This is a genomic window from Microbacterium sp. 22215 (genome assembly GCF_052045655.1).
Taxonomy (GTDB): domain Bacteria; phylum Actinomycetota; class Actinomycetes; order Actinomycetales; family Microbacteriaceae; genus Microbacterium; species Microbacterium phyllosphaerae.
The window spans coordinates 457,341-481,793 of the sequence record NZ_JBQEPC010000002.1 but is presented as its reverse complement, the minus strand read 5'-3'; the positions used below and the strand labels follow the sequence as shown (position 1 = coordinate 481,793).

General features: G+C 68.9%; 27 protein-coding genes. 13 read left to right on the top strand and 14 right to left on the bottom strand.

Annotation, left to right across the window (positions count from 1 at the left end):
• Positions 1 to 18: 18 nt before the first annotated feature.
• A complete protein-coding gene (locus tag ACTJKH_RS05600; protein ID WP_440736071.1) occupies positions 19 to 627 on the top strand; it encodes an NUDIX hydrolase in 609 nt (202 codons plus the stop codon).
• Here ACTJKH_RS05600 and metX read toward each other — a convergent pair.
• From metX to ACTJKH_RS05580, 4 genes are all read right to left on the bottom strand, one after another.
• On the bottom strand, positions 624 to 1,832 hold the full coding sequence (gene metX / locus ACTJKH_RS05595) for a homoserine O-acetyltransferase MetX (protein WP_440736070.1): 1,209 nt from the start codon (positions 1,830 to 1,832) through the stop codon (positions 624 to 626). The genes ACTJKH_RS05600 and metX overlap by 4 nt on opposite strands.
• Positions 1,833 to 1,918: 86 nt before the next feature.
• Entirely contained in the window at positions 1,919 to 2,857 is a 939-nt protein-coding gene (locus tag ACTJKH_RS05590; RefSeq protein WP_440736069.1) for an endonuclease/exonuclease/phosphatase family protein, read from the bottom strand.
• A gap of 134 nt (positions 2,858 to 2,991) precedes the next feature.
• Complete coding sequence (locus tag ACTJKH_RS05585) at positions 2,992 to 4,314, bottom strand: bifunctional o-acetylhomoserine/o-acetylserine sulfhydrylase (protein WP_440736068.1); 1,323 nt, start codon at positions 4,312 to 4,314, stop codon at positions 2,992 to 2,994.
• Positions 4,315 to 4,457: 143 nt separating this feature from the next.
• Entirely contained in the window at positions 4,458 to 5,048 is a 591-nt protein-coding gene (locus tag ACTJKH_RS05580) for a TetR/AcrR family transcriptional regulator (RefSeq protein WP_440736067.1), read from the bottom strand.
• A 34-nt stretch (positions 5,049 to 5,082) separates the two neighbouring features.
• On the opposite strand from ACTJKH_RS05580, the gene ACTJKH_RS05575 reads away from it, so the two are divergent.
• Genes ACTJKH_RS05575 through ACTJKH_RS05560 form a run of 4 tightly spaced genes read left to right on the top strand, consistent with a single transcriptional unit; the run spans position 5,083 to position 8,169 of the window.
• Positions 5,083 to 6,057 carry a DMT family transporter gene (locus ACTJKH_RS05575; protein WP_440736066.1) on the top strand — a complete coding sequence of 325 codons (975 nt, stop codon included), beginning with the start codon at positions 5,083 to 5,085 and terminating at the stop codon, positions 6,055 to 6,057.
• A complete protein-coding gene (locus tag ACTJKH_RS05570) occupies positions 6,051 to 6,833 on the top strand; it encodes an SDR family oxidoreductase (RefSeq protein ID WP_440736065.1) in 783 nt (260 codons plus the stop codon). The genes ACTJKH_RS05575 and ACTJKH_RS05570 overlap by 7 nt, the downstream gene beginning before the upstream one ends.
• A 3-nt stretch (positions 6,834 to 6,836) precedes the next feature.
• Positions 6,837 to 7,547 carry a uracil-DNA glycosylase gene (locus tag ACTJKH_RS05565; RefSeq protein WP_440736064.1) on the top strand — a complete coding sequence of 237 codons (711 nt, stop codon included), beginning with the start codon at positions 6,837 to 6,839 and terminating at the stop codon, positions 7,545 to 7,547.
• 4 nt (positions 7,548 to 7,551) lie between these two features.
• A complete protein-coding gene (locus tag ACTJKH_RS05560) occupies positions 7,552 to 8,169 on the top strand; it encodes an N-acetyltransferase family protein (protein WP_440736063.1) in 618 nt (205 codons plus the stop codon).
• Positions 8,170 to 8,178: 9 nt separating this feature from the next.
• Here ACTJKH_RS05560 and ACTJKH_RS05555 read toward each other — a convergent pair whose 3' ends face one another.
• The 6 genes from ACTJKH_RS05555 to ACTJKH_RS05530 form a co-directional block, all read right to left on the bottom strand.
• Complete coding sequence (locus tag ACTJKH_RS05555; RefSeq protein WP_440736062.1) at positions 8,179 to 8,973, bottom strand: ABC transporter ATP-binding protein; 795 nt, start codon at positions 8,971 to 8,973, stop codon at positions 8,179 to 8,181.
• Complete coding sequence (locus ACTJKH_RS05550; RefSeq protein WP_440736061.1) at positions 8,970 to 9,761, bottom strand: ATP-binding cassette domain-containing protein; 792 nt, start codon at positions 9,759 to 9,761, stop codon at positions 8,970 to 8,972. The genes ACTJKH_RS05555 and ACTJKH_RS05550 overlap by 4 nt, the downstream gene beginning before the upstream one ends.
• Positions 9,758 to 10,627, bottom strand: coding sequence for an ABC transporter permease (locus ACTJKH_RS05545; RefSeq protein ID WP_440736060.1), 870 nt, complete (start codon positions 10,625 to 10,627; stop codon positions 9,758 to 9,760). Before ACTJKH_RS05545 ends, ACTJKH_RS05550 begins: the two co-directional genes overlap by 4 nt.
• Entirely contained in the window at positions 10,624 to 11,571 is a 948-nt protein-coding gene (locus ACTJKH_RS05540) for an ABC transporter permease (protein WP_440736059.1), read from the bottom strand. The genes ACTJKH_RS05545 and ACTJKH_RS05540 overlap by 4 nt, the downstream gene beginning before the upstream one ends.
• A 13-nt stretch (positions 11,572 to 11,584) precedes the next feature.
• Positions 11,585 to 13,105: an ABC transporter substrate-binding protein gene (locus tag ACTJKH_RS05535; protein ID WP_440736058.1), complete on the bottom strand. Its 1,521-nt coding sequence runs from the start codon at positions 13,103 to 13,105 to the stop codon at positions 11,585 to 11,587.
• 93 nt (positions 13,106 to 13,198) lie between these two features.
• Positions 13,199 to 14,125: an alpha/beta fold hydrolase gene (locus ACTJKH_RS05530; protein ID WP_440736057.1), complete on the bottom strand. Its 927-nt coding sequence runs from the start codon at positions 14,123 to 14,125 to the stop codon at positions 13,199 to 13,201.
• A gap of 171 nt (positions 14,126 to 14,296) precedes the next feature.
• Between ACTJKH_RS05530 and ACTJKH_RS05525 the strand changes: the two genes are divergently transcribed.
• The 3 genes from ACTJKH_RS05525 to ACTJKH_RS05515 are packed head-to-tail and all read left to right on the top strand — an operon-like array spanning position 14,297 to position 15,996.
• Positions 14,297 to 14,773 (top strand): carboxymuconolactone decarboxylase family protein, encoded by a 477-nt coding sequence (locus tag ACTJKH_RS05525; RefSeq protein WP_210097597.1) that lies wholly within the window; start codon positions 14,297 to 14,299, stop codon positions 14,771 to 14,773.
• Positions 14,770 to 15,492, top strand: coding sequence for a tyrosine-protein phosphatase (locus tag ACTJKH_RS05520; protein ID WP_440736056.1), 723 nt, complete (start codon positions 14,770 to 14,772; stop codon positions 15,490 to 15,492). The genes ACTJKH_RS05525 and ACTJKH_RS05520 overlap by 4 nt, the downstream gene beginning before the upstream one ends.
• A gap of 33 nt (positions 15,493 to 15,525) precedes the next feature.
• Positions 15,526 to 15,996 carry an SIP domain-containing protein gene (locus ACTJKH_RS05515; RefSeq protein ID WP_440736055.1) on the top strand — a complete coding sequence of 157 codons (471 nt, stop codon included), beginning with the start codon at positions 15,526 to 15,528 and terminating at the stop codon, positions 15,994 to 15,996.
• Here ACTJKH_RS05515 and ACTJKH_RS05510 read toward each other — a convergent pair.
• The 4 genes from ACTJKH_RS05510 to ACTJKH_RS05495 all read right to left on the bottom strand — a co-directional run bounded on the left by ACTJKH_RS05510 (position 15,954) and on the right by ACTJKH_RS05495 (position 20,147).
• Positions 15,954 to 16,436 carry a Fe-S oxidoreductase gene (locus ACTJKH_RS05510; protein ID WP_440736054.1) on the bottom strand — a complete coding sequence of 161 codons (483 nt, stop codon included), beginning with the start codon at positions 16,434 to 16,436 and terminating at the stop codon, positions 15,954 to 15,956. The two genes, ACTJKH_RS05515 and ACTJKH_RS05510, sit on opposite strands and share 43 nt — an antisense overlap.
• Positions 16,433 to 17,236 carry an arginase family protein gene (locus ACTJKH_RS05505; protein WP_440736053.1) on the bottom strand — a complete coding sequence of 268 codons (804 nt, stop codon included), beginning with the start codon at positions 17,234 to 17,236 and terminating at the stop codon, positions 16,433 to 16,435. Before ACTJKH_RS05505 ends, ACTJKH_RS05510 begins: the two co-directional genes overlap by 4 nt.
• 66 nt (positions 17,237 to 17,302) lie before the next feature.
• Entirely contained in the window at positions 17,303 to 18,046 is a 744-nt protein-coding gene (locus ACTJKH_RS05500) for a PspA/IM30 family protein (protein ID WP_053095704.1), read from the bottom strand.
• 55 nt (positions 18,047 to 18,101) lie between these two features.
• Positions 18,102 to 20,147 carry a TPM domain-containing protein gene (locus ACTJKH_RS05495; RefSeq protein ID WP_440736052.1) on the bottom strand — a complete coding sequence of 682 codons (2,046 nt, stop codon included), beginning with the start codon at positions 20,145 to 20,147 and terminating at the stop codon, positions 18,102 to 18,104.
• Positions 20,148 to 20,269: 122 nt separating this feature from the next.
• On the opposite strand from ACTJKH_RS05495, the gene ACTJKH_RS05490 reads away from it, so the two are divergent.
• From ACTJKH_RS05490 to ACTJKH_RS05470, 5 genes are all read left to right on the top strand, one after another.
• A complete protein-coding gene (locus tag ACTJKH_RS05490; protein ID WP_440736051.1) occupies positions 20,270 to 21,109 on the top strand; it encodes a DUF3097 domain-containing protein in 840 nt (279 codons plus the stop codon).
• Positions 21,110 to 21,152: 43 nt separating this feature from the next.
• Positions 21,153 to 21,878, top strand: a complete 726-nt coding sequence (gene trmB, locus ACTJKH_RS05485) for a tRNA (guanosine(46)-N7)-methyltransferase TrmB (protein ID WP_259159647.1) — start codon at positions 21,153 to 21,155, stop codon at positions 21,876 to 21,878.
• Positions 21,875 to 22,735 carry a CPBP family intramembrane glutamic endopeptidase gene (locus tag ACTJKH_RS05480; protein WP_440736050.1) on the top strand — a complete coding sequence of 287 codons (861 nt, stop codon included), beginning with the start codon at positions 21,875 to 21,877 and terminating at the stop codon, positions 22,733 to 22,735. The genes trmB and ACTJKH_RS05480 overlap by 4 nt, the downstream gene beginning before the upstream one ends.
• Before the next feature lie 26 nt (positions 22,736 to 22,761).
• Positions 22,762 to 23,154, top strand: coding sequence for a DUF1304 domain-containing protein (locus ACTJKH_RS05475; RefSeq protein ID WP_210097606.1), 393 nt, complete (start codon positions 22,762 to 22,764; stop codon positions 23,152 to 23,154).
• Between the two features lie 62 nt (positions 23,155 to 23,216).
• A complete protein-coding gene (locus tag ACTJKH_RS05470; protein ID WP_440736049.1) occupies positions 23,217 to 24,293 on the top strand; it encodes a DNA polymerase IV in 1,077 nt (358 codons plus the stop codon).
• Positions 24,294 to 24,453 lie beyond the last annotated feature (160 nt).

The following is a 24,453-nucleotide window of genomic DNA, read 5'->3' as shown; positions in this document are numbered from 1 at the left end:
CGGTCGTAGAGTGAGGGTGTGACCGCCCCAGACGACCTCCCCGTCGCAGGGACGGCCGTGCTGTTGCGTGAGGGTGCCGACGGTGTCGAGGTGCTGCTGATGCGGCGACCCGACCGAGGATCCTTCCCTGGGGCCTGGGTCTTCCCCGGCGGCAGGATCGAACCGGGCGATCGCGTCGACGGAGCGCCGGAGCAGGACGACGCTCGCCGTGCCGCCGTCCGCGAGACCCTCGAAGAGGTCGGCCTGGTCGTCACCGATCCGGTGGTGCTGTCGCGATGGCAGCCGCCGGTCGAGGCGCCCGTCCGCATCAGGACCTGGTTCTTCCTCGCGAGCGCCCCTCGTGGGGCGATGCGGTTCTCGACCGATGAGGTCGTCGACGCGACGTGGATCGCCCCGTCCGAGGCGCTGCAACGGCACGCCATGGGGGAGTGGGCGCTGTTCCCGCCCACCTGGATGACGCTTCGCGAACTCGTCCGCTTCGAGAGCGTCGAGTCGGCTCTCGCCTCCGGCGGTGCAGCGCGGCACTTCTCGACGAGGATCGTCGAGACCGACCAGGGCATCGCCTACGACTGGGACGATCTGCGCCTGGAGACGTACTCGCGGCCGTGGAGGTTGCGCGAGACCTAGATCGCGAGCAGACGGCGCAGGTGCCCGCCCACGGCCTCGGTCTCGATGAGGAAGCCGTCGTGCCCGAAGTCGCTGGTCAGGACGACCGCCTCGGTGCCGTCGAGCGTGTTCGGGATGCTCCGCGCGATGCGGTGCTGACCCTCGACGGGGAACAGCCGGTCGCTGTCGATCCCGAGCACGAGAGTGGTGGCGGTCACGGTGCGCAGGGCCTCTTCGACGCCGCCCCGGTCGCGACCGACGTCGTGCGAGTTCATCGCCTCGACGACGGTGATGTAGCTGTTCGCATCGAATCGACGGGTGAACTTGTTGCCGTGGAAGTCGAGGTACGACTCGACGGCGAAGCGCCCGCCGTGCCCGAGAGGAGACACCCCGGACTGCCATGAGCGCTGGAACCGCTGATTGAGCTCGATGGGGCTGCGATAGTTCAGCAGCGCCATGCGGCGGGCGAGCGCGAGGCCGCGGTGAGGCCCGTCGCCGTCGGCGAGGTCATAGTACTCGCCGCCCTGGAACCGCGGATCCATGCGGATGGTCTCGAGCTGAACCGTGTTGAGTGCGATCTGATCGGCGGTGGTGACCGGGGGAGAGGAGAGCACCGCCAGCCGTTCGACGCGCTCGGGGTGTGAGACCGCCCACTCGAGCGCGTGCATCCCACCCATCGAGCCGCCGATGACGGCCGCCCAGACGTCGATGCCGAGAGCGTCGGCGAGCCGCACCTGGGCCGCGACCTGATCGCGGATGGTGAGGTAAGGGAACCGCGATGCCCACTCGTATCCGGATGGCGCGATGCTCGCGGGCCCGGTGGAGCCCTGGCATCCACCCAGCATGTTCGGCGCGATGACGAACCACCGGTCGGTGTCGACCGGTGCGCCCGGTCCGACGATGTCGTCCCACCAGCCTGCCGTGGGGTGCCCCGCCTCGGCCGTGCCGCGCACATGGCTGTCGCCGGTGAGGGCATGCAGAACGAGGATGGCGTTGTCACGCGCCGGGTTCAGCTCGCCCCAGGTCTCGTAGGCGAGGCGGATGCCGGGGAGCTCCGCGCCGCTCTCGGTGCGGAACGGGCCGGACGAGGCGAACTGCCGCCCGCCTGCGGGGTCGCCGTCGCGCCAGGCTCCGGTCGCCGGTGGTCGCGCGCGGAGCAGACGCACGTCGGCCTCCGTCACGGGCGCCGAGGGCACCGTGTCTTCCGAGGTCGTCTGCCAGTCCATGCTCCCATTCTCGCCCGGTGCGCGATCGGTCGGACGAACGTTACGGTTCCCGGGTGTGCCGGGTGGCGCGTCGTGGCGTGGAGGCCTCAGCGGGCGAGGGTCGTGACGGTCGCGAGATGATCGCTGTTTCCGGCCCGTGCCGTGGTCGACTCGAGCACTGTCAGCCCTCGTACGAAGACATGATCGATACGGGCGAGAGGCAGAGCGGCGGGCCAGGTGAGACCGAGAGTGCCATCGGTCGGTCTGACCCAGTCGAGCCGCGAGCGGACGGCGCTGAGCGCGGGGTCGGCGGACGCAGCATTGAAATCGCCCACGACAACGATCGACTCCGCAGAGTCTGAGGCGACGGCGTCGGCGATGCCGGAGAGCATCGTGTCTCGCTCCTGCTGCACACCCGGACGTACGGACGCGGCGTGCATGACATAGACGGCGACGTCGCCGTCCGGGGCGTTCACGACGACACGCAAGGCGCGTTTCCAGTCGAGCCCGAGAGTCAGCGCCTGGGCATCCACGATCGGATAGCGGCTCCAGACGGCGACCGTTCCGATCGCGTACGAGTGCGGATAAGCGGCGGCGAGGGTCTCGCGTGCGGCCTCGAGGCTGTCGCCGTCGAGCTCGGTCAGGGCGATCACGTCGGCGGACATGTCGGCGAGCTCGGCCGCCGAGGCGGCCGCTCCACCCGAGTGCGCTCGGACGTTCTGGCTGACGATCTCGAGCGGCGTGCTCGGGGCGGGAGCACCCGCGGCGAAACCGGGAGCGGACGGCAGCATCGCGAGCGCCCAGACGAGGATGGGTGCGAGGAGAACCAGAGTGACGCGGCGTGCCAGAACCAGGGCCAAGGCGACGAGGATGGCGAAAGCGAGCCCCCACCACGGCAGCACCGCCGCCGCAGCGGTTCCGACGATGCCCGGGACCCAGATGCAGACGACCAGGACGAGGATCACCACGCCGACGCCGGCGATCGCACGTCCCGCACGCGTGGACGATCGTCGACGCGGGGTCGGTGTCGTGGTGACGTCGATCATGGGCTCCTCCGGGCAGACCTCCCATTCTCGATGCAGCGTCTGTGCGCCAGCCGTGCGGCCCCGACTCGGAAAGACCGGGAGCTCTCGCCGGCTGTGAACGCGGAAGTGNCACTTCCGCTCGTCCGCAGCGCGGATCAGGCGCGAGCGGCCTCCGACACGCGGCGAGCCGCGGCGAGAGCCTCGTCGAGGTCTGCCTTCAGGTCGTCGATGTTCTCGATGCCGACCGACAGGCGCACGAGACCCGGCGTGACGCCGGCGGTGAGCTGCTGCTCGGGCGTGAGCTGTGCGTGTGTGGTCGAAGCCGGGTGGATCACGAGCGAGCGCACGTCACCGATGTTGGCGAGGTGGCTGAACAGCGACAGGCTGTTGACGAACTCACGACCGGCCTCCACGCCGCCCTTCAGTTCGAACGACAGCACGGCGCCGACGCCCTTGGGGGCGTACTGGTTGGCCTTGGCGTACCAGGGCGAGGAGGGCAGTCCGGAGTAGTTGACCGAGGCGACGTCATCGCGGCTGTCGAGCCACTCGGCGATCTCCTGGGCGTTCTGCACGTGACGCTCGATGCGCAGCGACAGCGTCTCGATGCCCTGGATGAGGTTCCAGGCACTCTGCGGTGCGATGGCCGAACCCAGGTCGCGGAGCAGCTGCACGCGAGCCTTGATGATGTACGCGAGCGGGTCTCCGACGGCCGCGGTGTAGCTGGCGCCGTGGTACGAGGGGTCGGGCTCGGTGAGACCGGGGAACCGCTCGACGTTCTTCGACCACTCGAACGTGCCGCCGTCGATGATCGCGCCGCCGATCGTGGTGCCGTGGCCGCCGAGGAACTTGGTGACGGAGTGCACGACGACGTCGGCACCGTGCTCGAACGGGCGGATCAGATACGGGGTCGCGATCGTGTTGTCGACGATCAGCGGCACGCCGCCCTCGTGGGCCACGTCGGCGACCGTGCGGATGTCGAGGATGTTGATCTGCGGGTTGCCGATGGTCTCGGCGAAGAAGAGCTTCGTGTTGGGGCGGACGGCGCGGCGCCACTCTTCGGGGTCGTCCTGGTTCTCGACGAACGTGACCTCGATGCCGAGCTTCGCGAGCGTGTACTTGAACAGGTTGTACGTGCCGCCGTAGATCGAGCTCGACGACACGATGTGGTCGCCCGCCTGAGCGATGTTGAGCACCGCGAACGTCGACGCTGCCTGGCCGCTGGAGAGGACGAGGGCGCCGGTGCCCCCCTCGAGCGCTGCGAGGCGCTGCTCCAGGACATCCTGGGTCGGGTTCTGGATGCGGGTGTAGATGTTGCCGAACTCGGCCAGCGCGAAGAGGTTCGCCGCGTGGTCCGCGCTGTCGAACACGTAGGACGTGGTCTGGTAGATCGGCGTGGCGCGGGCCTTGGTCACGGGGTCGGGAGCAGCGCCGGAGTGGATCTGCTTGGTCTCGAAACGCCAGGTCTCGGGTGCGGACATGTGTTCCCCCTGGAACTGTTGGAAGGTCGATTCGACTGTTGTCGTTGCAAGCGACAGTACGGAACATCGGCGTCTGTCAACAGCGAGTGGGAAATGTGACGTAATGAACTCGGCCCGGCGTCAGGGCAGAGCCGGTCGGCCGTTCAGTCCTGCGTCAGCAGCGCAGCCGCCCAGGTGCGCGCGATCGCGAACGGCTCGGCGAACGTCGCCATGCCCACCGTGACGATCGCGCCCTCGTACAGCAGCATCATCGCCTGCGCCGTCGCGCGGGGATCCCGCATGCCGGCCTCGGCGCAGAGCTCCTCGAACACCTCGAGCAGCCAGATCTTCTGGCGGGAGACCTCGGGGAACACCGGGTGGTCGTCGTTGCCCTCGCCGATCTCGGCACGGGCGTTGATCGCGCTGCATCCTTTGGGGCTGTTCTCGTCCGACCACGAGATCGCGGCATCGAAGATCGCGAGTACGCGGTCCGGTCCAGGCTCGGGTACCCGCGCGAGCTCTGCTGCCACGTGGGCGCGCCACCGCGCGTCTCGGTGCTGCAGGTAGGAGACCACGAGAGCCTCCTTCGACCCGAACCGGTCGTAGAGGGTCTTCTTGGTGACTCCGGCGGCCTCGGCGATCGTGTCGACGCCTACGGCATGGATGCCTCGCTCGTAGAACAGCTTCGAGGCGGCGTCGAGGACGCGCCGTCCTCCCGGTGTGAGGGGGACGAGTTCCGGAACGCGCTGCGTCATGCCCTCGACTATACCAGTCTGTATAGTCGAGGGCATGGGTAAACAGATCGGTCTACTTCGCGTCATGGTGACGGTCGCCGCCTCGGTGGCCTTCGTCGTGACCTGGAGCTCGGGCTTCATCATCCCGGCGTTCGCCACCGTCGACGTGTCACCGCTCACGCTCCTCGTCTGGCGCTTCGTGCCGCTCGCCGTGATCCTCGTCGCCGTCGTCCTGCTCACCGGCGCGGGCAGGGGAGTGAGCGTTCGTGACCTGCGCACTCAGGCATCGATCGGAGTCTTCGCGCAGTTCGGATACTGCGTCGCCGTGTACGGCGCCGTCGCCGCGGGCATCGCGACGGGGACGGTCGCACTGATCGACGCCGTGCAGCCGCTCGTCGTGGCCGTGCTCGTCGGTCCGGTGCTCGGTCTGCGCGTGCGAGGTGCCCAGTGGGTGGGACTGGGGGTCGGTGCGATCGGCGTGCTGCTCGTCGTGCGCTCGCAGTTCGGGTCGTCCGCGGCGCCTCCCGTCGCCTACCTGCTGCCGGCCGTCGCGATGGCATGCCTGATCGTCGGCACGCTCCTGCAGCGCAGATCGACCGTCGAGACCGGCGTGCTCCTGACCCTCACCGTCCACGTCACGGTGACCGCGGTGCTGCTGCTCGTCATCGCCGGGGTCGCGGGAGTCCTGGCCCCGCCGTCGTCGGCGTCGTTCTGGCTTGCGGTCGTGTTGACCGCTGTGTTCCCGACCCTGGCGGCATACGGCCTCTACTGGTGGCTCCTGCGCCGGGTGGGCATCACCGCCCTGCAGGCGCTGCTGTTCCTGATCGCGCCGGCGACCTCTCTCGCCGGCGGCCTCCTGCTGGGAGAGCCGCTCACCGTCGTCACGGTCGTCGGATTCCTCCTCTGCGCCGTCGGCGTCGCCGTCGTCCTCGTCGGCGAGGCGGGGAGAGACGATGATGACCGGAAATCACGACCCGAGGGCGTGCACCCGCGATCCCGGCCGGAACATCGTACGGTGGAGACATGGTGAACAGGCGTGCAGTGGTGACCGGTGCGAGCTCGGGAATCGGGGAGGCGACGGTGCGCGCTCTGCGCGCCCGCGGCTGGGGAGTCGTCGGTGTCGCGAGACGCGCGTCGCGTCTCGCCGCCCTCTCGGAGGAGACCGGTGCGTCGACGATCGCCTGTGATCTGACCGATCCGGATGCCGTGGCAGCGCTGGTCGGAGAACTCGAGGCCTCGGGTCCCGTGCACGCGCTCGTGCAGGTCGCCGGCGGAGCACGTGGCACCGACCGTGTCGAGAACGCCTCCACGGATGACTGGCAGTGGATGTACGACGCGAACGTACTGGCGAGCCAGCGCCTCGTCGCCGGACTCCTGCCGTTGCTCCGTCGCGCCGCCGCTGCGGACGGGCATGCCGACACGGTGTTCGTGACGTCGACCGCCGCTCAGGTCGCCTACGCCGGCGGCGGCGGGTACAACGCCGCCAAGGCCGCGCAGTCGATGCTCGTGCACGCGCTGCGGCTCGAGCTGAACGGCGAGCCGATCCGCGTCGCCGAGATCGCTCCGGGGATGGTGCACACCGAGGAGTTCACGCTCAACCGGCTGGGTGGAGATGCGGTCGCCGCCGAGGCGGTGTACTCGGGCGTCGAAGCTCCTCTGCGCGCGGAGGACGTCGCAGATGTCATCGCCTACGCACTCGATGCCCCGGGCCATGTGAACCTCGATCTCATCACGATGCGCCCCGTCGCGCAGTCCGCGAACCACCTTCTCGCGCGGGGTCCGCTGCGGGTGCGCCCGATCGACTGATCGATGGCTGCACGGACGCTCGCCGAACTCGCATCCGACGGTCTGATCGATGCGGAGTGGGCCGAGGCCCTCTCGCCGGCTCAGGAGATCATCACGGCACTGGGTGAGCGTCTCCGCGAGGAGCAGGCTGCGGGGCGCGGCTACCTGCCCGCGGGTGATCACGTGCTCCGTGCGTTCCAGCGTCCGATGTCGGACGTCAAGGTGCTCATCACCGGTCAGGATCCGTACCCCACCCCCGGGCACCCGATCGGACTGTCCTTCGCGGTCGATCGCGAGGTTCGGCCGCTGCCTCGGAGCCTCGGCAACATCTACAGGGAGCTCGACAGCGACCTCGGCATCCCTCCTGCCCCGCACGGCGATCTCACCGCGTGGAGCGACCAGGGTGTGCTGCTGCTGAACAGGGTGCTCACGGTGCGCCCCGGCGAAGCGGGGTCGCACCGCCGCTGGGGGTGGGAGCAGGTGACCGAGCTCGCGATCACGGCGCTGGTCGCTCGTGATCGACCGCTCGTGGCGATCCTGTGGGGCAAGGACGCCGCGAGTCTCGAGCCGCTGCTCGAGGACACGCCCGTGATCGCATCGGCGCACCCTTCTCCGCTCTCCGCGCGCCGGGGTTTCTTCGGCTCGCGACCGTTCTCGCGGGCGAACGAGTTGCTCGAGGCTCTGGGCTCGACCCCGGTCGACTGGCGCGTCGACGGCGAGCCCCCTCTAAGCTGATCGCATGCAGTTCGAGCCCGGTGATCGCCGCCGTGTGCTGCCGCGCCATCTTCGCCCGCAGCAGCAACCAGAGGTGTTCTCGTACTCGATCCGCCCCGCGCGCGCCGGAGACCTTCCGTATGTGCGAGAGATCTACAACCACTTCGTGAGCAACTCGGTCGTCACGCTCGATGAGCGGCGCAGCAGCATCCCGTACTGGCGAGAGAAGTTCGCCCTGCTGAACAGGCTCGGTCTGCCCTTCCTCGTCGCGGTCTCACCGACCGGCGTCGTGATCGGCTACGCGCTCGCTCAGCCGTGGGCGGGCAAGAACGCGTACAAGTACACGGTCGAGGACTCGATCTATCTGGGGCCGGGGGCCGGCGGCAAAGGCCTCGGGGCCGCGCTGCTGCAGGCGCTGATCGATGCGTGCGAGCAGCTCGGCATCCGAGAGATGGTCGCCGTGATCAGCGACACCAAGGCGGATGCCTCCATCCGGCTGCACGCGAAGCTCGGCTTCATCGAGGCCGGGCGCATGGGGCGCGTCGGTCACAAGTTCGGCCGTGACCTCGGCACCGTCTACATGAGACGCGCGCTGCGTCCGAGCCGGCGACGCAGGCTCTTCAGCACCGGCTCGGCGCGCTGACCGCCGGAGTCACTCCGGGGGAGCCGGGATGACCGGGATCGCGGCCAGCAACGCCTTCGTGTAGTCCTGTGTCGGGCGCAGCAGCACGTCGTCGGTGGAGCCCCGCTCGACGATGCTCCCGTCCTTCATCACGACCACCGTGTCGCAGAGGTTCTGCACGACGCCGATGTCGTGGGAGACCAGCACGAGGGTCAGGTCGGCGGTGCGTCGCAGTTCGATCAGGAGGTCGAGGATCTGCGCGCGCACCGTGACATCGAGGGCGGAGAGCGGCTCGTCGCCGATGAGGATGCGCGGCCCGTGCACGATCGCCCTCGCCAGGGCGATGCGCTGCCGCTGGCCGCCGGAGAACTCGTGGGGATAGCGATCGGCCATCTCCGGCTCGAGCCCCACTCTATCGAGCACTGCGTGCACCCGGGTGCGGTGATCGCCGTCGATGCCGAGCGCCCAGAGCGGCTCGCGGATGATCTGTCCCGCGGTCATCCGCGGATCGAGCGACGCATACGGGTCCTGGAAGACGAGACCGGTCTGTCGGCGCAGCCAGTGCAGGGACCTCGCCGATTCCGTGGCATCCACCGTCCTGCCGTCGACCGTGACCGTTCCGGCCGTCGGACGGTCGAGTCCGAGCAGCAACCGGATGAGGGTGGACTTGCCCGATCCCGATTCTCCGATGATTCCGACGGACGAACCTTCGACGATGTCGAGATCGGTGGGGGCGAGGGCGGTCTGGGTGCGGGTGCGCTCGAACGCCGACCGCTTCGGGATCACGAAGTCCCGGGTCAGTGATCGTGCCTCGATCAGGCTCACCGCGCTCCTCCCTCGGGGCGCCAGAGGGTCGCGGTCGCGTCGCGGAGGAGGCCCTGTGTGACCGAGGACTGCGGAGCGCTCAGCAGCGTGCTCACCGGCGCCGCCTCGACGACGTGCCCGTCTTCGAGCACGACGCCCTGAGTGGCGACCTGCGCGAGCACAGCGAGATCATGCGTGATGAACACCAGCGACATGCCCTGCTCCTCGACGAGTCGCAGCAGCAGCGAGAGGATCTCCGCCTGGATGGTGACGTCGAGAGCGGTGGTCGGCTCATCCGCGATGAGGAGGCGGGGGCGGCAGGCGAGAGCCATCGCGATCGCCACACGCTGGCGCTGTCCGCCGGAGAGCTGATGCGGATACCGGTCGACGATCGACTCCGGGTCGGGCAGGCGCACGCGAGCGGCTTCCTGGACGGCGCGTTCGCGGGCTTCGCGTCGGCCGATGCCCTCGTGGATGCGGATCGACTCGGCGATCTGACGGCCGACGGTGCGGATGGGGTTCAGCGCCGTCCGCGGCTCCTGGAACACGATCCCGATCTCGTCGCCGCGCAGTCGTGCGAGCTCCCGGTCGGGCATCCCGATCAGCTCGGTGCCCTTCCACCGGATGCTTCCGCTCGCGACGGCTCCGTCGGGAAGCAGACCGAGCACGGCGAGCGCGGTGAGCGACTTTCCGGACCCCGATTCGCCGATCAGACCGACTCTGGCGCCGTCGGGCACCTCGAATGAGATGCCGTCGACGACGGGACGTCCGTCGATCCGGACGACGAGGTTCTCGACGACGAGACTCATGCGACCACCGCCGGGGTGTGGATCTCCGCTGCCCGATGCCGGAGCGTCGGGTCGGTGGCCTCGCGCAGGCCGTCTCCGAGGAGGTTGAGCGCGAGCACCGTGAGCGTGATGGCGAGACCCGGCCAGATGACCGAGAGCGGATGCACGCCGATGTAGCGCTGCAGATCGGCCAGGAGCAGCCCCCAGCTGGGCTCGGTGACGGAGGCGCCGAAGCCGAGGTACGAGAGTCCTGCCTCGGCGAGCACGGCGACGGCCATCGACCACGACAGCTGCACGATGAACACGGGTGCGACGTTGGGGAGCAGATGACGCACGAGGCTCTGCGAGGTCGTGAGTCCCGACGCCCGAGCGGCGAGCACGAAGTCGCTCTGCTGCACTCGCCGCAGCTCGGGGCGGGTGACGCGCGCGATGTTCACGCCGAAGCCGATTCCCACCGACCAGATCACGACCCAGAGGGAGCCGCCCCACACGGAGGAGATCATCATGGCGATCAGGAGCACCGGGAACGCGATCAGGATGTCGACGAGCACGGCGACGGTCTCACGGAGCCAGCGGGCGGTCAGCGCGCCGAGGGCTGCGAGGGCGATGCCGACGAGAGTCGCGATGATCCCGGCGCCGAGGCTCACGAACACCGTGGTCCGCGCACCGGCCATGAGGAGGCTGAGGATGTCGCGTCCGGTGTCGTCGGTGCCCAGCAGATGCGGCCAGCTGGGAACCGCCCAGCGGTTGCGCACATCGGATGCCTGCGGGTCGAACGGCGTCCAGAACAGCGCGAGGAGAGCGGTGACGGCGATGATCGCGACGACGATCAGGCCGAAACGACCCGTGCCGGTGCGCCACAGTCGCGGGAGCCAACCGGACATCATGCCTCTCTCTGTCGGGGATCGATCGCCCGATGGATCAGGTCGACCACGAAGCCGACGACGAGCACGAAACCGGTGAGCACCAGCAGCTCGCTCTGCACCTTGATCAGGTCGCGCGTCCCGACATCGGCCACCAGCATCCGGCCGATGCCCGGGAGCGTGAAGAGCTGCTCGATGACGACGGATCCCACGATGATCCCGGCGACCTGGAGTCCGAGGACGGTGATGATCGACAGGCCCACCGCGGGGATGCCGTGCGAGATGAGCGCGCGCGTGCGCGTGAGGCCCTTGGCCGCAGCCGTGCGCACGAAGTCCTGACCGGCGGCCTGGAGAGTGGCGCTTCGCACGAAACGCATGAGCATGGCGCCCTCGACGATGCCGATCGTGAGTGCAGGGAGGAGCAGTGACTCGATCGCCTTGCCTGGCGTGCTCCATCCGGTGCGGGGGAACCCTTGAGGGGGGAGCCATCCGAGCCAGACGGAGAAGACGACGATGAGCATCATGCCCGCCCAGACCACCGGCACGGCCGCCAGAGCCTGTGCGCCGACGCTGAGGGCCGTGCCGCCGCGACCGCCGCGCCGCACCGCGGCGAGGATCCCGAAGGGGACGGCGATGAGCACGGCGATGAGCAGGGACATGATCCCGAGTGGCACGGTCACCTGCGCCTTGAGTGCCAGCTCCTCGCCGACCGACGCGCCGGAGAGCAGGGACGTGCCGAGGTCGCCGCGGAAGATGCCGCCGATCCATTCGACGTACTGCGTGGGGAGCGGACGGTTGAGTCCCAGGGATTCACGCAGCGCCTCGACCTCGGCGGGGGAGGCCTGGGTGCCGGCGATGAGCTGCGCGACGTCTCCGGGGAACACCCGGAGCGTGAGGAAGATCAGCGCGCTCGACACGAGGAGCCCTGCGATGAGCAGGGCTCCTCGGACGAGCGCATAGCGGATCACGACGCGGGTGTCGTCACTTCTCGGTGGAGACGGTCACGCCCGCGAGGTTGATGCGCGAGTTGATCGAGTCCTCCGGGAAGCCGGAGACGAGCGGGCTCACCGCCGTGATCGTCGCACCGTTGTAGAGCCAGTCGGCGGCGTGGTCCTCGGAGACGATGCGCGCGGCCTTCGCCAGCAACTCGGCCGACTTGTCGGGGTCGACCTCGGCGAGTGCGTCGGCGTAGAGGCTCTGCACCTCGGCGTTGTCGTAGCCGAAGTAGTAGTCGGGGTTCGCGAAGTTGCCGAAGTCACGGGGCTCGACGTGCAGCACGAAGCTCAGGTCGTAGTCGTGGTTCGTGTAGACGTCCTCGAGCCAGGTGGGGAACTCGACCGAGTCGACGTCGAGCGTGACGCCCACCTTCTGGAAGTCGGAGATCAGGACCTTCGGAACCGTGGTCCCGTAGAAGTTCGGGATCGTGAGCGTGAGCTCCAGATCCTCCTGGCCCGCCTCCTCGAGCAGCTGCTTCGCCTTCTCCGGGTCGTACGAGACCACGTCCGAGAGGTCCTCGTAACCGGGATCGAGTTCCGGGATCGGGCCGTAGAGAGTGGACCCGGCACCGACAGCCTCGACGAGAGCCTCGTGGTCGATCGCCAGACGCAGCGCCTCGCGCACCTTGACGTCGTCGAGCGGTGCCTTGGCGTTGTTGAACGCCAGCGTCGCCTTGTCCGTCGTGCGCCCCGTGGTGAGGGTGAAGTCGCCGGAGTCCTCGAGCTGTGGCGCGAGGTTCGGGTCGACTGCGGTCAGGACCTGGACTCCGCCGTCGAGTGCCGTGTTCACACCCGCCGTGAAGTCGGGGATGTACTGGAACTCGACCTCGGCGACGCCTGCGGGGTCACCCCAGTACGCCTCGTTGCGGGCGAAGGTGATCGTGCTGCCCTTGTTCCAGCGGGTCAGCGTGAACGGGCCGGTGCCGTTCTCGGCGGTCTTGAGATCGGTCGTGTCACCCGTCTGGAACACGAGTCCCGCAGGACCGGTGAGCGAGAAGAGGAAGTTCTGGTTCGGCTCGCTGAGCACGATCTGCACGGTCGTCGCGTCCGGGGCCGTGATCGAGGCCACCGATGCGAACTCGGCGTTGCCCTGAAGGGTGGCGTCCGTGCGGACGGCTTCGTACGAGGCGACGACGTCGGCGGACGTCAGTGCGGTTCCGCTGTGGAACGTGATCCCGTCGTTCAGCGTGAACGTGTAGGTGAGCCCGTCGTCGGACACCTCGTAGTCGGAGGCGAGGCGAGGCTCGATCTCGTTGTCCTGCGAGCGGCTCACGAGGCCCTCGTAGATGTTGTCGATGAGGATCTGCTCGAGAGCTGCGCCGCTCGTGTGGCGGATGTCGAGGTTGGTCGGCTCGAGCACGAGTCCCACCTGGAGCGTCGCGTCCGGATCCGGCTCGCCGACCGGCGCCGTCGTCTCCGGTTGGGCCGTGCCGGTGCAGGCGGTGAGGATGACGGCGCTCGCCGCGATCGCGGAGATCAGCGCGAGTCGTCGCGTACGTCGGAACATGGGTGGTTTCCTCTCGGTGCGGCAGGTGCTGTGTGCCGGTGGTTCGAGCCTAGGGATGTGTCCGGGCAGTGAGGCGGAATGTGGAACGGGGCGTCACATTCCGGCTGTGGGGACGCGGGAGGCGATCAGAGCGGCCAGCTCCGCCGGAGCGGTCTCCTGCACGTTGTGGGTCGCCGTGATCGCGACCACGCGCGCCTCGGGGAGGCGGCGAGCGAAATCTTCCGCATCCGCCGCGCTCACGAATCCGTCGATCGCCCTGACCAGGGTGACCGGGGCGGACGCGCGCTCGAGATCATCCCAGCCGCTCGTGTTCAGAGCAGAGGGCGCCGAGGCTTCTCCGGCGTCGTGAGCTGCGAGCGCCTGCGCGGCGAGATGGGCGAAGTGGTGCTTCCACTCGATGCGCCCGTCCTGGCGCACGCGGGTGTTCAGGAACACGCCCCGTTCCGTGTCGGGGCGTGAACCGCCGAAGCCCAGTGCGATCGCCCGATCGACCAGTTCGTCGCGGGTCGCGAAATCGGTGGGTCCCGCGTAGAACTCGCGCAGCGCCGCGGGGCCCGCCGATGTGTCGATTCCCGGCGTGATGTCCACGACGATCAGCTCGGCGACGAGATCCGGTCGTGCGGCGGCCAGCGCGGCCCCGGTGAGCCCACCGAGCGACTGTCCGATGACCAGCTGCGGTGCATCCGTCCAGGCGTCGAGCGCCGCGGCGACGTCGAGGGCGAGGGTGCGCGGGGTGTAGTCGGCGTCGTCGCGCCACGACGAGTCGCCGTGGCCGGCGAGGTCGATCACGAGCACGGGCTGGTGCAGGGCGAGCACGGTCGTGTCCCAGGTGTGCGCGTTGAGTCCCGCGCCGTGCAGAAGAGTGATGCGCGGCGACCCGTCGCCGAAACGGAGCGCGCTCACCTGACGCCCGTCGGTGAGCGACAGGGTCAATCGCTCGACGGGAGGAACGGGGACGCCCAGCGCCTCTGCCTGTGCGGGAAGATAGCTGAACTCGCTGATGTCGATCGCCACCTGCATATTCTGCTCTGGTTTGCCCGCACTCGGGAAATGAGAGAGCAATGAGTCAAGTGATTGCGATTGATTACCTGGCGTTACGTTGATCAAGGTCGCATGTGAGTTGTCTTTCTGCATTTCAGGTGTGCGTCTCGCACGGGCCACGATTCCCGTACGTCGGAATATCATTGGGGTATGAGCGAGACGCGAGTGCACCTCTCCAAGACCGAGCCCGCCGCCTATCAGGCCCTCGACGCGTTCGCCCGCACGGTCGGTGAGATCTGTGCCGCGAACGGCATCGACGATCGGCTCAAGGAGATCGTGATGATCCACTGCTCCCAGCTCAACGGGTGCAGCTTCTGCACGAGGCTTCACGTGGACCGGGCGCTCAAAGCGGGGATCGACACCGACACCCTGATGCAGATCGCGACATGGCGGGAGAGCGACGTGTTCAGCGAGCGTGAGGTGGCCGCGCTGGAGCTCGCCGAGGCGTTCACGTTCATCTCGGAGGAGGGGATCTCCGACGACGTCTACAACCGCGTCGGCACCGTGTTCACCGAGAAGGAGTACGCGGCCCTGAGCTGGGCGTGCGTCTCGATCAACGCGTTCAACCGCGTCGTCATCGCCGGTCGATACCCGGTTCCGCCGCGCACCCCGCAGGCGCAGGCATGACGGCCGTCGACATCGAGGGCGTGAACAACGTCCGTGACGTCGGCGGGATGCCTGCGGCCGGTGGCCGCATCCGCTCCGGCATCCTCCTGAGGTCGGGTCAGCTCTCGGGAGCGAGCGCGGCCGGCGCCGAAGCGCTGAGTCGACGCGTCGCGCATATCGTCGATCTGCGCGACGGAGAGGAGGTGTCGGCGGAACCCACCGAGATCGCGGGCCCGGACACCACGCATCTCCCGCTGTTCCTCGGATCCGTCCGCTCGTTCTTCGAGACGGACACGAGTCTGGAAGACCTCTACCTGCACCTTCTCGAGGAGAGCGGTGAGCGGCTCGTCGCGGCCATCCGCGTCATCGCCGCGGGGGAGCCCACCCTCGTGCACTGCACGGTCGGCAAGGACCGTACCGGTGTGACCGTGGCGCTCGCGCTCGCCGCGGTGGGCGCCGACCGCGAGGCGATCATCGAGGACTACGCCCTCACCGAGTCGCAGCTTCCTCCTGAGCGGTCGCAGCGCATCGCCGCCTACCTGCGGTCCCAGCATCCGGAGGCGGTGCATGCCGTGGCTCTGGCGACGCAGTCGCCGGCGCCGGTCATGAGGGCACTGCTCGACGACGTCGACGCCCGCTGGGGATCTGCGGCCGGTTACCTCCGCGCGAACGGCATGACCGATTCCGAGCTCGAGGCGCTTCGTGACGCTCTCGTGGAACCGATCGTCGACCAAGGTTAGGCAACCCTTCACCTGGTGTACCATGGAAGCATCATGGAGACCTTCCTCGAGACCCGCAGCACGCGCGCAGAGCGCCGCGCCGCGCGTCGTCGCGCACACCACCTGGTGACGGCTGACGAGCACTCGCTCGCCGAACTCGAGGTCTTCCTCGCGACTCTGCCGCTGTGCGCATCCGGTCGGATCTTCATCGAGGTCCCTGAGACCGCCGACATCGGCGTCATCGATGCTCCCGGCCGCATGACCGTGACCTGGCTCGCCCGCGGTGAGCGTTCCGGCGCTCCCGGCACCGGTCGCGCGTGCGCACCCGGGCAGGCGCTCGCCCGCGCGACGTGCGCCTGGGCAGACGAGATGCTCTGCGACGACGAGTACGAGACGCACGTCACGCTGCTGGGCGGATACCTCGGTACCGCCGACATCGTCGAGCACCTCACCGGCGTGCTCGAGATCCAGCCCGCACAGATCTACGCGCCGGAGCGCTTCGGGCTTCTTCCCTCCGAGCGCTGAGTCGCGCTCGCCCGGCGCACATAGTTGCCGTCTTCCAGACCCGCCTCGATCTCGAAGCGGTTGTGGAGCGGGTCCCGTCCGGCGAAGAAGTACAGCACCGGCAGCAGGATGCCGTAGCGGAGCCACTGCGCTTTGTGCACGGCTTCGTGGCGCAGCACGGCATCGCTCGGTCGTGCATCACCGGTCAGGAAGCATCCGCCGACGCACACGCCGCCCCGGTTGAACGTCCAGTTCGGCATACCGCGGAAGACCCAGAGGCCGGCCCGCCGCTCGACCGGACCCGTGCTCCACAGTGATCCCCACGCCCAGCCGACCATCGTGCCCCACCAGTACCCGACGCGACTGATCGGCGAGCGCAGCAGGAACGACGGGATGCGGCGGTCGAATCGGCGGCCGCGCTCGAGCGCACGCTCGGCCGCCGGACGCCAGTCCTCGGTCATGCGACTGCTCCGACGAGGCGCAGCAGCGCTCCGAGATCCTCGACCGCGTCGGCCGGAGTGCGAGGGGCGAAGCCGGCGATGGTCGCTCCGGCCAGCGGAACGCGTGTCCTGAGCGCACGCACCGCCGCGCTCAGCGCCGCGGGAGAAAGGCCGAACGGCGAGGGGGAGGAGACGCCGGCGATCTCGGCGGGATCCAGCACATCGACGTCGATGTGCACCCAGACGCGGCTCGCGCCTGTGGCTTCGACGGCGTCGGCGAGGGAATCGACGTCATCGAGGTCGTTCACCGAGAGCTGTACGAGGTCGTCGAGTGCGGCGACCTCGGCATCGTCGAGGTCGCGCATGCCGACGGTGATGACGCGGTCCCGCGGGATGCCGGGGGCCAACGCGAGCTGTGGTTCTCCTTCGCCGAGTACGGCTCGCAGCGACATGCCGGAGAACGCACCGGACGGCGACGTCTCGGGGGTGTTCATGTCGGCATGCGCGTCGCACCACACGACGGCGAGATCGTCGGTGCCGCCGGGCAGTGCGGCGAGGGCAGCGACCGTGACGCTGCAGTCCCCTCCCACCAACACCGTGTCGGCCGTCATGGCCTCGTGGACGAGCTCGCGCGTGCGCAGAAGGGCGCTGAGTCGGCGCACGCCTGTGCCGAGTGACTCGCCGGCTTCGACGGGCACATCGAGCACGGTGGTCGACGCACGCGGAAGATCACCCGCGATCGCCGACGCGCCGTCGACGAGGAGCATCGCGCGCGGTGCAGGGGAGCCCTGCCACTGCGGGACGACGAGGAATCGCACCATGGGTGCCTCCAGCTATGAAAGAGCGGATGCCCCGGACGCACGGGTCCGGGGCATCCGCGAGATGTGTCAGGAACCTTCGATGGCCTGACGGGGGGCAGAGCCGCCCGCCTTCAGCTCGGCGAGACGTGCCTCGACCTCGGTGAGCTCCCCGAGGTCCTCGAGGCTCTCGAACTGGGCGTCGAGGCTGGATGCTGCGAGCTCGATCTTGCCCTGAGCGAGAGCCTCCTGGCGGCGGACCTTGTCTTCGAAGCGGCCCAGCTCGCTGGTCGGGTCGAGGACGTTGATCGACGAGACCGCGTCCTGCACCTTGGTCTGCGCCTCGGCGACCTTGGCGCGGGCGAGCAGCTCGCTGCGCTTGTTCTTGAGCTCGCCGAGCTTGTCCTTCATGCCGTTGAGGCCGGACTTGAGCTTGTCGACGATCTCGGTCTGAGCGGCGATCTGCGGCTCGGCGCCGGTGGCCTCGCGCTCGGCGCTGATCTGGCGCTGCAGCGCGATCTTGGCGAGGTTGTCGAACTTGTCGGCATCCGCGGCGTCGCCGGTCGAGCGCATCTCGTCAGCCTTGCGGCTGGCTGCGAGCGCCTTGTTGCCCCACTCGGTGGCCGCCTGGACGTCTTCTTCGTGGTCGCGCTCGAGGAGACGCAGGTTGCCGATGGTCTCGGCGATCGCCGACTCGGCGTCGGCGATGCTGTTCGTGTAATCGCGGACGAGCTGATCGATCATCTTCTGCGGGTCTTCCGCAGAGTCCAGGAGCGAGTTGATGTTCGCGCGGACGAGGGTCGAGATACGTCCGAAGATGGACTGCTTGGTCATGCGTGGTTCCTTTCAGAGGGTCGGACTCGATGTCTGGGGTCGTGGTGTGTGCGGTTCAGAAGCGTCGTCCTCCCGAACGGCCGCTGCGGCCGCTGGAACGGCTCCCGCCGCCTCCGCCGAAACCGGAACTGCGGAATCCGCCGCCACCGCTGGATCGCCAGCTGCTGCTCCGAGAGGAGCCGCCGCCTCCGCCGCCGCCCGACAGGAGGCCGCCGATGATGCCGCCGAGGATGTCGCCGCCGAGGCCGGAGGAGCCTCCTGAGTTGCCGCCGCCGAAGACGCCGCCGCCGCCCCAGCCGGTGTTCTCGTAACGGCTCGGGTTCATCGCCTCGACGTCGGCCTGCGCGGACGAGGTCGCCTGCCTGGCGAGGTCGAGCGCGCGCCCGGCCTCGGTGAGCGCGGCCTCGGGGTTCGAGGAGCGGAGGTCGAGCGCCTGGGTGAGGGCTGCCTCGGCCTGCGAGAGCCGGGTGCGCGCCGTGGAGCCGACCGTTCCTCGGCGGGTCTCGATGTACTCACGCGCCGCTCGGATCTCGGAACTCGCCTGCGCGAGCGTCTGCTCGAGCATCTGCTGCGCACGCCTGGACCGTTCGAGGGCCTGCGTTCCCTGCGCGATCGCGGCATCGATCTGCGCGTTCGCTGCGGTCAGCGCCTCGAGGACTCGATGCGGGCTGCGCGATGATCCGGTCAGATTCGCCTGCGCCTGCTGCAGCTGCTGCGCCGTTCCTGCGGCGACCACGGAGATGGCCCCGGCGGAGTCGGGAAGCTGCTGCGCGGCGGCGATGTCGCCCTGAAGCTCTGCGACCAGCGCCTGAGCCTGGGATTCGATGGTCGCCAGTTCCGTGCCCAGCGCCGTGATCGCCTGGACGAGCTGGGTCGCCTGCGCCACGGACTGCTCGGCCGTGCGGATCGCGAACGCCGCTTCACCGGAGCGCCCTGCCGCGATCGCGTCTGCGGCCGCGGCGAGCGATCGGTCGGCGAGCGCCGCGCGCTCCTGCGCCTGAGCGGGGTTGTCGACGACTGTCGCGAGTGCCGCCTGATCGTAGGTGGCGGACAGCGCAGCGAGCGATTGCGCCGCACCCGCGAGCACCGGGTCGAGCGTCGCCCGCTCGCCACGGACGCGCTCGAGCTCCTGCGGAGCGTTCTGCTCGAGCTTGCGCAGTGCATCGAACGCCTCGGTGTTGTCGTCGAGGACGTCGTCGATCTCGTCGCAGATCCGGATGATGCGGATGTGCCAGGCGCGGCGGTCGTGGACCGTGTCCTCGATCTCGTCGTCGAGCTTCTGCTTGAGGTCGAAGGCCTCCGACATCTTCGCCTTGGCGGTCTCGACGGCACCGCTGAACTCTGCGGTGGCGGCTTCGCCGAACTGCGCCACGGCGAAACCGAGCTCCTCGCGACTCGACGTGATCGCGTCGTCCGCCTGCACGAGCGCGGCGCCCGCCTGCGTCTGCACCTGCTCGTCGGTCAGGGTCGAGAACGGGTCGTTCGGGTCGGGCTTCTCGGGCATCGCACCTCGCCGGCGGATCTCGGCGTTGCGCCGGGAGCGGCGGATCAGCGCGACGATCAGCCACACGATCAGACCGAGAGCGATGATCCCCGCGACGATGAGCGTCGCGCGGAGTGCGCCGGCCCCACCGTCGCCCTGGATCTCGTCGGCCGCGAGGACGATCGCGCCCTCCCAGTCGTTCTGAGCGGCCAGACTCTGGATCTTCTCTTCGACGTCGTCGAGCTTGCTGTCGCTGAGCGGGCCGTCGGAGGCTGCGGAGATGTAGTAGCTGCGGCCCTCGACCGCGATGGCGAGCAGGTACTGCTCGGAGCCGAGGTTGTTGTTCTGAGCCACCGTGTCTGCCCACTCGACGTTGTCGGTGGGAGAGGTGAAGTCGTCGACGAGGACCACGAAGAGGTCTGCGGAGGAGTTGTCGCTGAGGGTCTGCAGCCTCGCCTCGACCGCATCCTCCTGGTCGGGCGACAGCACACCCGCCTCATCGGTGACGTAGCCGGAGTCGAGGGTGAGCGGATCGGTCGCGGATGCCGCAGAAGCGGAGAAGACTCCGGCCGCCGCGGCCGCCGTCAGTGCGGCCAGCGCCAGCCACCGTGTCTTCATCGTGTTCCCTCCGACCGGCAGCCGAGCCCCATGGCACGAGTCTATGCACACACGCCGACACGCGACAGCATCCGAGCGGCGATAGCCGTTCGCCCTCAGCGGAGACACATACGCTGGAGGGCATGGACGACAGGTACGGATCGGATGTGCTCGCGGCGGGATGGCGGGAGCGCGCGGCGAAGCCGGTGCCGCAGGTGCCGGCCGAGCTCGACCTCGTCGTCGAGGTCGCGGACGACGGCTACTGCGGTGCTGTCACGCGTGTGCAGGGCGGCAACGTCGAACTCGAGGATCGACTCGGCCGCAAGCGGCTCTTCCCGCTCGGCGGCGGATTCCTCATCGACGGATCGCCGGTGCGCCTCACCGTCCCCGCCCCGAAGGAGCAGGGGACGCGGCGTACGGCATCCGGATCCTTCGTGGTCGCCGACCAGCGTGCGCGGACCGCTCTGCCGAGTCGCATCCTCGTCGAGGGCAAGCACGATGCCGAGCTCGTCGAGAAGGTGTGGGGAGCGGATCTGCGTGTCGAGGGCGTGGTCGTCGAGTTCCTGCAGGGCGTGGATCTGCTCGATGAGCTGCTCGCGGCGGAGCCGCCGAGCGACTCCCGTCGATACGGCGTCCTCGTCGACCATCTGGTGCCAGGCTCGAAGGAGTCGCGCATCGCCGACGCCGTCGCGCGCGGCCCTCATGGCAGGCATGTGCGCATCGTCGGGCATCCGTTCGTCGACGTCTGGCAGTGCGTGACGCCGCGGGCGCTGGGGATCGCGAAGTGGCCGGAGATCCCGCGGGGGACCGACTGGAAGACCGGCATCTGCCGGGCGTTCGGCTGGCCGTACGAGACGCAGGGCGACACGGGCCGCGCCTGGCAGCACATCCTGTCGAAGGTGCACACATATCGCGATCTCGAACCGGCGCTGCTGGGCAGGGTTGAAGAGCTCATCGACTTCGTGACCGCCCCCGCCGCCTGATCCACGGTCCGTGGCGCCGGGCGTCGCCGACTACCCTGGAATCATGCCCGAACCCCGCACCTTCCGCGACGAACCGGTCTCGTTCGTACGCCGCAGCGGCCGGATGTCGGACGCGCAGGAACGCGCCTTCGACGAGCTCGGCCCGCACTACCTCCTCGACGTGCCACGCGACGTCGCGTGGACGTCGGTGCATCCCGAGGCCCGCCTGGACCCGAGCGCCGAGTACGGCCGTGACGCCGATCTCTACGTCGAGATCGGCTCGGGACAGGGGCATGCCATCGTCGCGGCGGCCTCCTCTCGACCCGACGACGACTTCCTCGCCGTCGAGGTGTTCCGAGCAGGGCTCGCCCGCACGATGCTCGACGCCGACCGAGAGGGCGCGCGCAACGTCCGCGTCGTCGAGGCGAACGCACCCGAGGTGCTCTCGTCGTACCTGCCCGAGGCCGCGGCAGCCGAGGTCTGGATCTTCTTCCCCGACCCGTGGCACAAGAAGAAGCACACCAAGCGCCGGCTCGTGCGCCAGGGGTTCGGCGAGACCGCCGCACGGGCTCTTCGCGACGGGGGACTGCTGCGTCTCGCTACGGACTGGGAGGACTACGCGCTGCAGATGCGCGAGGTCCTCGACGCCGACCCCCTGTTCGAGCGAGCCTTCGACGGCGAGTGGGCCGAGCGGTTCGACGGACGGGTGATGACCGCCTTCGAACGCAAGGGGATCGCCAAGGGGCGCGACATCCGCGACCTCGTGTATCGGCGGAAGTCGCGCGCGTGACCGACGCGCAGCGCACCTCGACGAGCTGGCCCGCCGTCGCTCCTGCGCTGCTGGTCTGCGCCGCCGCGCCGGCGTTCTTCGTCGTGCAGACCGCATGGCTCGGATGGGTGCTGCTCGCGCTGGGCATCGGGGGAGCCTGGCTCGTCGAACGCGGACGCCCGGGCGCGGCCGATCAGGCCGTGAGCGCCGGAGAGCGTCAGCCATCGCTCACCCGCGACCTCTCCCTGATCGCGCTGGGCATGCTCATCGTGAGCGTCATCCCGCTCGCAGCCGAGCTCGACAACATCGCGATGCTGCGCTTCACGATCGCTCTCGGCGGCGCGGTCGCGGTGCCCTACGTCGTGTCGCGCTTCGTGTTCCGTGACCGTGCGATCAGCTTTCCGTGGCGCACGCACCGGCGGTGGGGCCGTCTGCAGTGGGGCTGGCTGTTCGCCGTGCTGGTGCTCGGCTGGCTGATCCTGCCGTTCTACTTCATCTCGAGCGGCGTGTATCAGAACTGGCCGGTCGTGGACACGCCCGACCTCATCGCCCGGCTCTTCGTCGGGGTCGGCGCGGTCGGGATCTGGGATGAGCTGTTCTTCATCTGCACGGTCTTCGCCCTGCTGCGCCGTCACTTCCCCGATGCGCTCGCGAACGTGCTGCAGATGATCGTGTTCGTCTCGTTCCTGTGGGAACTCGGCTACCGCGAGTGGGGCCCGCTGCTGACGATCCCGTTCGCGTTGCTCCAGGGATTCATCTTTGTGAGGACGCATTCGCTCGCCTACGTCGTGACGGTGCACCTGCTCTTCGACGCCGTGGTCTTCGCGGTGCTCGTGCATGCCCACAATCCGGGGCTGCTGCCGATCTTCCTGCTCTGAGTGCCCGCGGTCGATACGATCGACTCATGCTCATCGTCGGACTCGTCCTCGCCGCGGCCGCTGCCGCCTTCCACGTCTTCATCTTCGCGCTCGAGTCGTTGAAGTGGACCGAGCCCGAGACGAGGAAGATCTTCGGCGTCGCCAGCGAGGCGGATGCCGTGACCATGAAGGCCCTCGCGTTCAACCAGGGCTTCTACAACCTGTTCCTGGCGCTCACCGCGTTGCTCGGTGTCGGCTTCGTGATCATCGGATTCACGACGGTCGGGCTCACGCTGGTGTTCGCGGGCACAGGCATGATGCTGGCCGCTGCTCTCGTGCTCGTGCTCTCCGACCCGTCGAAGCTCCGCGCGGCCGCGATGCAGGGCACGCTGCCGCTGCTCGCCGTGATCGCGACGGCCGTCGGCGTCGCGATCGGCTGACCTCAGCCTTCTGCTCGTCGACACGGGGTGACAATCCGGTCGACAGCGACCACACTCGGTGCATGGCCTCCTGGGTGCTGCACGTCGACATGGATCAGTTCATCGCCGCGGTCGAGGTGCTGCGCAGGCCCGAGCTCGCCGGCCTCCCGGTGATCGTCGGCGGGCGCGGAGATCCCACGGAGCGAGCGGTCGTCTCGACCGCCTCCTACGAGGCGCGCGCGTTCGGCATCGGGTCGGGCATGCCGTTGAAGATCGCGGCTCGCAAGGCTCCCGAGGATGCCGTCTTCCTCCCCGTCGATCACGAGGCGTACGAAGCGGCCTCCGCCGAGGTCATGTCGGCGCTGCGCGCCCTTCCCGATGTGGTGCTGGAGGTCATCGGCTGGGACGAATGCTTCCTCGGGGTCGACACCGACGAGCCGGAGACCGTGGCACGCTCGGCTCAGGCCGCCGTGCTCGAGGCGACAGGGCTCCACTGCTCGGTGGGAATCGGCGACAACAGAGTGCGCGCGAAGATCGCCACCGAGTTCGGCAAACCTCGCGGCGTGTTCCGCCTGACCGCCGAGAGCTGGTTCGAGGTGATGGGCGACAGGCCGACGCGTGATCTCTGGGGAGTCGGGCCGAAGGTGCAGAAGAGGCTCGCCGCCCTCGGCATCCGTTCGGTGCGAGAGCTCGCGGATGCCGACGAGGATCTGCTCGTCTCCGAGTTCGGTCCGCGGATGGGCGTCTGGTACCACGGACTCGGCTCGGGGCTCGGGCCGACCGCGGTCGATCCGACTCCGTGGGTGGCGCGCAGTCACAGCCGCGAGACGACGTTTCCGCAGAACCTCACCACGGCGACGCAGGTGGAGGCCGCGCTCGCGGAGCTCGCCGGTCACGCCTTCGACGACTGCGCGGCCGAGGGGCGGGCGGTCGTGCGGGTGCATCTCAAGGTGCGGTATGCGCCGTTCGAGACGAAGACCTTCGGACGCAAGCTGGCGGCACCGACCACAGACCGCGACGATGTGATCGACGCAGCCCTCGCCCTCGGATCCACGATCGATCAGCAGCGAGAGGTCAGGCTCCTCGGCGTGCGGGCCGAGATGACGATGCCCGAGAGCGATGAGTCCGTGGAGCGGACGCCGGTCAGGGGGAGGATCTGACTCGAGTTCTCAGCCGGATCATCAGTGGATGACCGCAGCGATCGCGCTCACCTCGATCAGAGCGCCCGGCACGCCGAGCCCGGCGACGAGAGCGGCGGTGATGCGGGCGTTCTGGACCGCTCGGAGTTACTGCACCTGCGGGTCGTGAGGACTGTCGGGG

Excerpts from the sequence above, each read along its gene's own strand:
- ACTJKH_RS05520 (WP_440736056.1), top strand. The coding sequence starts at position 14,770 with ATGACGGCCGTCGACATCGAGGGCGTGAACAACGTCCGTGACGTCGGC.
- ACTJKH_RS05475 (WP_210097606.1), top strand. The coding sequence starts at position 22,762 with ATGCTCATCGTCGGACTCGTCCTCGCCGCGGCCGCTGCCGCCTTCCAC.
- ACTJKH_RS05545 (WP_440736060.1), bottom strand. The coding sequence starts at position 10,627 with ATGATGTCCGGTTGGCTCCCGCGACTGTGGCGCACCGGCACGGGTCGT.
- ACTJKH_RS05495 (WP_440736052.1), bottom strand. The coding sequence starts at position 20,147 with ATGAAGACACGGTGGCTGGCGCTGGCCGCACTGACGGCGGCCGCGGCG.
- ACTJKH_RS05490 (WP_440736051.1), top strand. The coding sequence starts at position 20,270 with ATGGACGACAGGTACGGATCGGATGTGCTCGCGGCGGGATGGCGGGAG.
- ACTJKH_RS05530 (WP_440736057.1), bottom strand. The coding sequence starts at position 14,125 with ATGCAGGTGGCGATCGACATCAGCGAGTTCAGCTATCTTCCCGCACAG.
- ACTJKH_RS05515 (WP_440736055.1), top strand. The coding sequence starts at position 15,526 with ATGGAGACCTTCCTCGAGACCCGCAGCACGCGCGCAGAGCGCCGCGCC.
- trmB (WP_259159647.1), top strand. The coding sequence starts at position 21,153 with ATGCCCGAACCCCGCACCTTCCGCGACGAACCGGTCTCGTTCGTACGC.
- metX (WP_440736070.1), bottom strand. The coding sequence starts at position 1,832 with ATGGACTGGCAGACGACCTCGGAAGACACGGTGCCCTCGGCGCCCGTG.
- ACTJKH_RS05500 (WP_053095704.1), bottom strand. The coding sequence starts at position 18,046 with ATGACCAAGCAGTCCATCTTCGGACGTATCTCGACCCTCGTCCGCGCG.
- ACTJKH_RS05585 (WP_440736068.1), bottom strand. The coding sequence starts at position 4,314 with ATGTCCGCACCCGAGACCTGGCGTTTCGAGACCAAGCAGATCCACTCC.
- ACTJKH_RS05575 (WP_440736066.1), top strand. The coding sequence starts at position 5,083 with ATGGGTAAACAGATCGGTCTACTTCGCGTCATGGTGACGGTCGCCGCC.
- ACTJKH_RS05560 (WP_440736063.1), top strand. The coding sequence starts at position 7,552 with ATGCAGTTCGAGCCCGGTGATCGCCGCCGTGTGCTGCCGCGCCATCTT.
- ACTJKH_RS05470 (WP_440736049.1), top strand. The coding sequence starts at position 23,217 with ATGGCCTCCTGGGTGCTGCACGTCGACATGGATCAGTTCATCGCCGCG.
- ACTJKH_RS05510 (WP_440736054.1), bottom strand. The coding sequence starts at position 16,436 with ATGACCGAGGACTGGCGTCCGGCGGCCGAGCGTGCGCTCGAGCGCGGC.
- ACTJKH_RS05550 (WP_440736061.1), bottom strand. The coding sequence starts at position 9,761 with ATGAGTCTCGTCGTCGAGAACCTCGTCGTCCGGATCGACGGACGTCCC.
- ACTJKH_RS05525 (WP_210097597.1), top strand. The coding sequence starts at position 14,297 with ATGAGCGAGACGCGAGTGCACCTCTCCAAGACCGAGCCCGCCGCCTAT.
- ACTJKH_RS05505 (WP_440736053.1), bottom strand. The coding sequence starts at position 17,236 with ATGGTGCGATTCCTCGTCGTCCCGCAGTGGCAGGGCTCCCCTGCACCG.
- ACTJKH_RS05590 (WP_440736069.1), bottom strand. The coding sequence starts at position 2,857 with ATGATCGACGTCACCACGACACCGACCCCGCGTCGACGATCGTCCACG.
- ACTJKH_RS05535 (WP_440736058.1), bottom strand. The coding sequence starts at position 13,105 with ATGTTCCGACGTACGCGACGACTCGCGCTGATCTCCGCGATCGCGGCG.
- ACTJKH_RS05565 (WP_440736064.1), top strand. The coding sequence starts at position 6,837 with ATGGCTGCACGGACGCTCGCCGAACTCGCATCCGACGGTCTGATCGAT.
- ACTJKH_RS05570 (WP_440736065.1), top strand. The coding sequence starts at position 6,051 with ATGGTGAACAGGCGTGCAGTGGTGACCGGTGCGAGCTCGGGAATCGGG.
- ACTJKH_RS05580 (WP_440736067.1), bottom strand. The coding sequence starts at position 5,048 with ATGACGCAGCGCGTTCCGGAACTCGTCCCCCTCACACCGGGAGGACGG.